At 68.7% G+C, this 5,115-nt stretch carries 6 protein-coding genes and 1 tRNA gene; all 7 read right to left on the bottom strand.

The features are described from left to right. Positions 1-658: hypothetical protein (locus N790_RS16545; RefSeq protein ID WP_211251934.1), on the bottom strand; the 658-nt coding region annotated here is incomplete at its 3' end. A 346-nt stretch (positions 659-1,004) separates the two neighbouring features. Further along, positions 1,005-1,229 carry a hypothetical protein gene (locus N790_RS01910; RefSeq protein WP_156969882.1) on the bottom strand — a complete coding sequence of 75 codons (225 nt, stop codon included), beginning with the start codon at positions 1,227-1,229 and terminating at the stop codon, positions 1,005-1,007. A 337-nt stretch (positions 1,230-1,566) separates the two neighbouring features. Continuing rightward, on the bottom strand, positions 1,567-2,784 hold the full coding sequence (locus tag N790_RS01905) for a tyrosine-type recombinase/integrase (protein ID WP_043800078.1): 1,218 nt from the start codon (positions 2,782-2,784) through the stop codon (positions 1,567-1,569). A gap of 163 nt (positions 2,785-2,947) precedes the next feature. Further along, positions 2,948-3,023 (bottom strand) — tRNA-Thr (locus N790_RS01900). A 31-nt stretch (positions 3,024-3,054) separates the two neighbouring features. Continuing rightward, positions 3,055-3,711: an SPOR domain-containing protein gene (locus N790_RS01895; protein WP_043800077.1), complete on the bottom strand. Its 657-nt coding sequence runs from the start codon at positions 3,709-3,711 to the stop codon at positions 3,055-3,057. Continuing rightward, positions 3,708-4,460, bottom strand: coding sequence for a type III pantothenate kinase (locus N790_RS01890; protein ID WP_043800075.1), 753 nt, complete (start codon positions 4,458-4,460; stop codon positions 3,708-3,710). Before N790_RS01890 ends, N790_RS01895 begins: the two co-directional genes overlap by 4 nt. Continuing rightward, on the bottom strand, positions 4,457-5,115 hold a 659-nt coding region (locus N790_RS01885; protein WP_043800074.1), incomplete at its 5' end, for a biotin--[acetyl-CoA-carboxylase] ligase. The genes N790_RS01885 and N790_RS01890, both read right to left, overlap by 4 nt.

The following is a 5,115-nucleotide window of genomic DNA, read 5'->3' as shown; positions in this document are numbered from 1 at the left end:
CGCCCTCAGCTAACCACCAGTCTCTCGCCTCTTTTGTGCGTGCACGGTTGGCGGCGTGCCGCGCGTCCGTTGCTGCGCGAGACCGATTCGTGGCTCGCTTCGCGATTTCCACTTGGTGCTCGTCCCGCCCCCGGTAGTATTCGGCCTCAGCTAGCGCAATACCGATCTGAATAAGCATCTCTGGATAACGCCAATCTTTGGAATCAGGAAGGCTCGCCAACTCACCTAGCAGCCAAAGCCCAAGCGCCGCTGAAAGCTCCCGCTCGGACCACTCATCTCGAACGCCTACGTAATCAATGGATTGCGACAGCATGTCAGCGGGCGAATCGGCCCCGTAGAGGCTATCGTCTAGCACAGGAAGCCAAACCTCATGCCTCAACCAGCTTTCGTAGGCGTCTACGTCTGAGTGTTCAATCGCGGTTTCGACTACGGCCACCACCTCGGCAAGAAGCTCTTCAAATCGAGTGACCGTGGGATAAGGCCAACCAAGGGCATTGAGCAACCGATGGTGAATCGAGCCTACGCCCGACACTCCAAACGGATGGGCAAGGTAGTTGAACCCGGGTCGCAGCGGTAGCGAGCCGACTCCCCATCTCTCGAATGGCCAGCCCCCACTCGCCTTTTCATCGAGCCAAGCATCCCGCTCCGTGTATGACATCACGCACACCTCTGCGCCCTTCAAAGAGGGCCGCGCCAGCCGGGGAAGGTGCCCGGTATTCGGGGATCAGCCTAGGCGCGGCTTGACTGCTAATTGCCCTGGTCGTTGACGATGCAACCGCAGCGAGGGCATACAGGCTCCCCCCTCGCCTTCGCTGCCTTCCTTGCGGCCATCTCCGCCAGTTCCTCCGGGCCAGGCATCAACAGGTCGGCTAAATGGCTAAGCCAGCCCTCGGGGTCCTTAGTCCGGTCCGGGGGCTCGGCTTGCTTGGCCCGCCTCTTTCTTGGGCTTGGCACCGCGTCAGGCGGGGCAGACTTGAGTCGCGGGAACTGGATTACCTTGGCGCTCATTTCTTCGGCCCCACCAACTCACGGGCTTCCATGAGCAAGCGGAAGGTCACGCGGTTGGCGTTCTGAAGCATGTCGAAGTCTTCTGCGTTGTCGCCGCTGATTCGCGTTGCCATCTCTTGAATGGCTTCGGCCTCTGCAAGCAGTTGGCGCAGCGTGAAGGCCTGATCGTCCGTGATGCTGAGCGGCTCAAGCATGGCGGCTTCTCTCGCGGAAAGGTTCATGCTTCGGCCTCCGCCCGACGACGCGCACGATCACGCTCGTCCAACTCCGAAGCGGAACATGACAACGCCAGGATTAGCCCGCCGAGGTTGGAAGTTGCCCTCCCAGGCAGATCGTCTTGAGCTGCATTGAGCATGAGGTCGCCTATTGACTGTATCCAAGCCAGGTAGACGCTGGAGTCGTAGCCGGCGAAGGCCCTCGGCCCGAACTTCTCATTGGGGGTTTCAACTACACTTTCAGTTGCCATGATTCGTTCTCCATAGGAACGGTTGTGGAAGGCCGCCCGGGCGGCGCAATCGCCCGGGTCGGCCGCTACCCGGTTTCCCGGGATTCTTTGGCCTAGCCGGCGCGCTCCCGGTGGATGGGCACCACCTTTCCAGTTGAACGGATCGCGTCCAGGTAGTCGGCCCATGCCTGCATCATCCGCACACGCTCGGGCAGGTGTTGGGCCTTGTTGTAGGCACCTCTGATCTTGTCTTTCGGCACGTGGGCTAGCTGGCGCTCGATCACGTCAGCAGGCCACGCCATTTCATTGAGCCGCGTGGAGGCCATGCCCCGGAAGCCGTGGGCCGTCATGGTGTGTTTGTCGAAGCCCATGCGGCGCAAGGCGGCATTCAACGTCACATCACTTAGGGGGCGGTTGCCCGCGCGACCGGGGAAAACGTAGCGGCCCCGGCCGGTAAGCGGCTCCAGTTCGCGCAGCACTGATACCGCTTGTTCTGAGAGCGGCACCACGTGTTCACGCTTCATCTTCATGCGGTCGGCGGGTATCAGCCATTCGGCGCGGTCCAGGTCGATTTCAGTCCACTCGGCGCCGCGTACCTCGCCCGGGCGCGCGAAGGTCAGGGCAATGAACTGGAGGGCGCAGCGGGTCACCATGTCGCCCTCATAGCCATCAATCGCCCGCATGAGCTGGCCCATCAGGCGCTCGTCGGTGATGGCGGCGCGGTTGGTGACCTTGGCGGGGATGAGGGCGCCCCGGAGGGGTTGAGTGGGGTCGCTGGTGGCGCGGCCGGTCGCGATGGCGTAGCGGAAGACCTGGCTGGCCCTTTGCTTGGCTCGGGCGGCGGTCTCGTGCTTACCCTCGCTCTCGATGCGGCGCAGGGCCTTGAGCATTTCTTGGGGGGTGACCTGATCCACCGGGATCTGTCCGACCCAGGGATTAAGCATCTGCGAGAAGACCCGCTCGGCCTTCGCGTAAGTCTTCGGGGCCATGTCCCGCGCCTGCCGGCCAAGCCACTCCGCCGCTAGGGCCTCAAAGCTGTTGGCTGCGGATTCCAGCGCAGCGGCCTTCTGCGCCCTGCGGTTCGCGGCGGGGTCGCCTCCATTGCGGATGACGCTCCGCGCCTCCTCCCGGCGCTGGCGAGCTTCGGCCAGCGAGACCTCGGGGAACACGCCCAGCGCCAGCAGCTTCTCGCGGCCGGCGACGCGGTACTTCAGGCGCCAGTAGCGGCCCTGCTCCTTCACGTGCAGATAGAGCCCGCCGCCGTCGAAGTGCTTGCCCGGCCCGGCGCTCCGGACCTTTACCGCCGTGAGCTTGCCCGCATCCCCTGCCATTCCGGCCTCCCGTACCCCCAAGGGGTAGAAGTTCCCCCTAAGGTACCCCCAGCCGGGCGGGGATACAATGGGGTGGGTCGGGGCAGGATGGCGCGCCTTCTGGCTTAACTGCAGGCTTTCAGAGGCGGTTCGGTAGGAGGCTGGGGCGGGATGGTGAGGACTTTGGTGCCGGCTCCCGGAATCGAACCGGGGACCTACCGCTTACAAGGCGGTTGCTCTACCAACTGAGCTAAGCCGGCATGGCGCGGATTCTAGCCTGCCGCGGCGGTCTTACTGGCAGGGCGCGGGGCGCGCCTCCAGGCCCTCGGCCTCGCCGATCGCGGCGGCCCAGTCCAGGCCGGGTTCGGCGGCCAGGTCGATCCACCACTGCGCGGCCTGCTCGGTGCGCGGCTCGAGCGAAGGCTGGAAGCCCTGGCTGGCGACCTCGTCGCGACGCTTCTCGGCGTTGGCGAGCTCGCGGAACAGGCCCAGGGAAATGGTGTTCTCTTCCTCGCCGGCAGTGACCACGTAGTAGTCGCGCACGCCGCGCGCGGCCAGCTGGCGCGCGGTGGCCAGCGCCTGCTCGCGGCTGCCGGACGCGGGCAGGAATACGCGGTAACCGCGCAGCTCGGTGGCCGGCAGTTCGCGGAACTGGATGCGCGCGGCCAGCGGCGTCAGCGCGTTCATGGCCGAACGCAGCTGGGCGGGCGTGGCGAAGGGCCCGATGCTCAGGCACAGGGGCGCGTCGGGAAGCGGCATCGGCACCGCGGCCAGCTCGACCGCGTCCGGCGGCGCCGGCGCTTCGGCCTCCCCGAGCAGCACCAGGCCGCCCACGCCGCTCTCCATCGGCGGCGGCGGCGCGGCCACCGCCGGCACGTGCAGCCACCACCACAGGCCGACGGCGAGGTTCATGCACGCCAGCAGCACCACCAGTCCCCGCACCATCATTGCGTTTCGCTCCCCGCCTGCGCGGCGTAGACCGCCAGGCCTTCCAGCACCAGCGCGGGCGCCAGTTCGTGTTCGATGCCCAGCGATTGCGCCAGCCGGGCTGCTCCCCCGCCGCCGAGCAGCAACGTCGGCGGGTTGCCGAGCAGGCGCGTGGCTTCGCGGTGGCTGCGTTCGATGAGGCCCAGCGCCGCGCCCAGGCTGCCCCCGGCCAGCGCATCGGCGGTGTCGGTGGCGAAGGCATGCGCTTCGCCGCCGGCATAGGCCAGGGCGGGGAAACGCGCGGCCAGCGCCGAGCGCATGTGCTCCGGGCTGGGCGCGATGACGCCCCCGCGGTGCTGGCCGGTGGCGTCGAGCAGGTCCACCGTGAGCGCGCTGCCCGCCGACACCAGCAGCCACGGGCCGGGGCCGCGCGCATGCGCCGCCAGCAGCGCGAGGAAACGATCCACGCCCAGGCGCGACGGCTCGGCATAGGCGATGCGCACGCCGGCGCACCCGGGCAGGGTGCGCACGCGCGTGGCCGGGTGGCCGCTGCGCGCCAGCGCCTCGGCCACGGTGGCGGTGAGTTCGGAGCCGGCCACCGAGGCCAGCCAGCAGCGGTCGCCCGCGGCCAGCTGCGACAGCCAGCGCTGCAGCGACGGCGCGAAATCGGCGGCGCCGTGGGCCCAGGCCTGCACCTCGCCCACCGGGCCGCCCGGCGACCACGGGGCCACCTTCAGGCGGGTGTTGCCGAGGTCGAGCAGCCAGTTCATGCGGCGCGCAGGCTCGCTTCGCCTGCGTGGCACAGGTGTTCGCCCGACGCGGTGCGCAGGCGCAGCGCGCCGTCTTCGGCCAGGCCCAGGGCGACGCCTTCGACCACGCGCGGGCCTTCCTGCACGCGCACGGCCTTGCCGGCGAGCAGGTCGTGGCGCGCCCAGGCCTCGCGCCAGGGCGCCAGGCCCTCGCGTTCGAAGCGCGCGAGCATTGGCAGCAGCGCGTCCAGGAGCGCCGTGGCCACGGCCTGGCGCGAGGGCGGCCGGGGCGAGAGGCCGGCGAGGTCGCACCAGGGCTGGTCGATCGTTTCCGCGGCGGAGGGCGGCATCGCCACGTTCAGGCCCAGGCCGACGACCACGTGCAGCGGGCCGGCGGCGTCGCCGCGCAGTTCGACGAGGATGCCGCCCAGCTTGCGCGAGCCCACCATCAGGTCGTTCGGCCACTTCAGCCCGACATCGCGATAACCCAGCCCGTGCAGCGCCTGCACCGCCGCCACGCCGACGGCCAGGCTGAGCCCCTGCAACGCGGCGATGCCACCGTCGAAGCGGCGCGACAGGCTCAGGTAGACATGCGCGGCCAGCGGCGAAGCCCAGGCCCGGCCGCGGCGGCCGCGGCCGGCGGTCTGGCGTTCGGCCAGCCAGGCGCGCGTGCCGT

It is taken from the genome of Arenimonas malthae CC-JY-1, assembly GCF_000747075.1.
Classification (GTDB): domain Bacteria; phylum Pseudomonadota; class Gammaproteobacteria; order Xanthomonadales; family Xanthomonadaceae; genus Arenimonas; species Arenimonas malthae.
The sequence above is the reverse complement of the archived record's forward strand: the minus strand, read 5'-3'. Positions and strand labels throughout refer to the sequence as shown.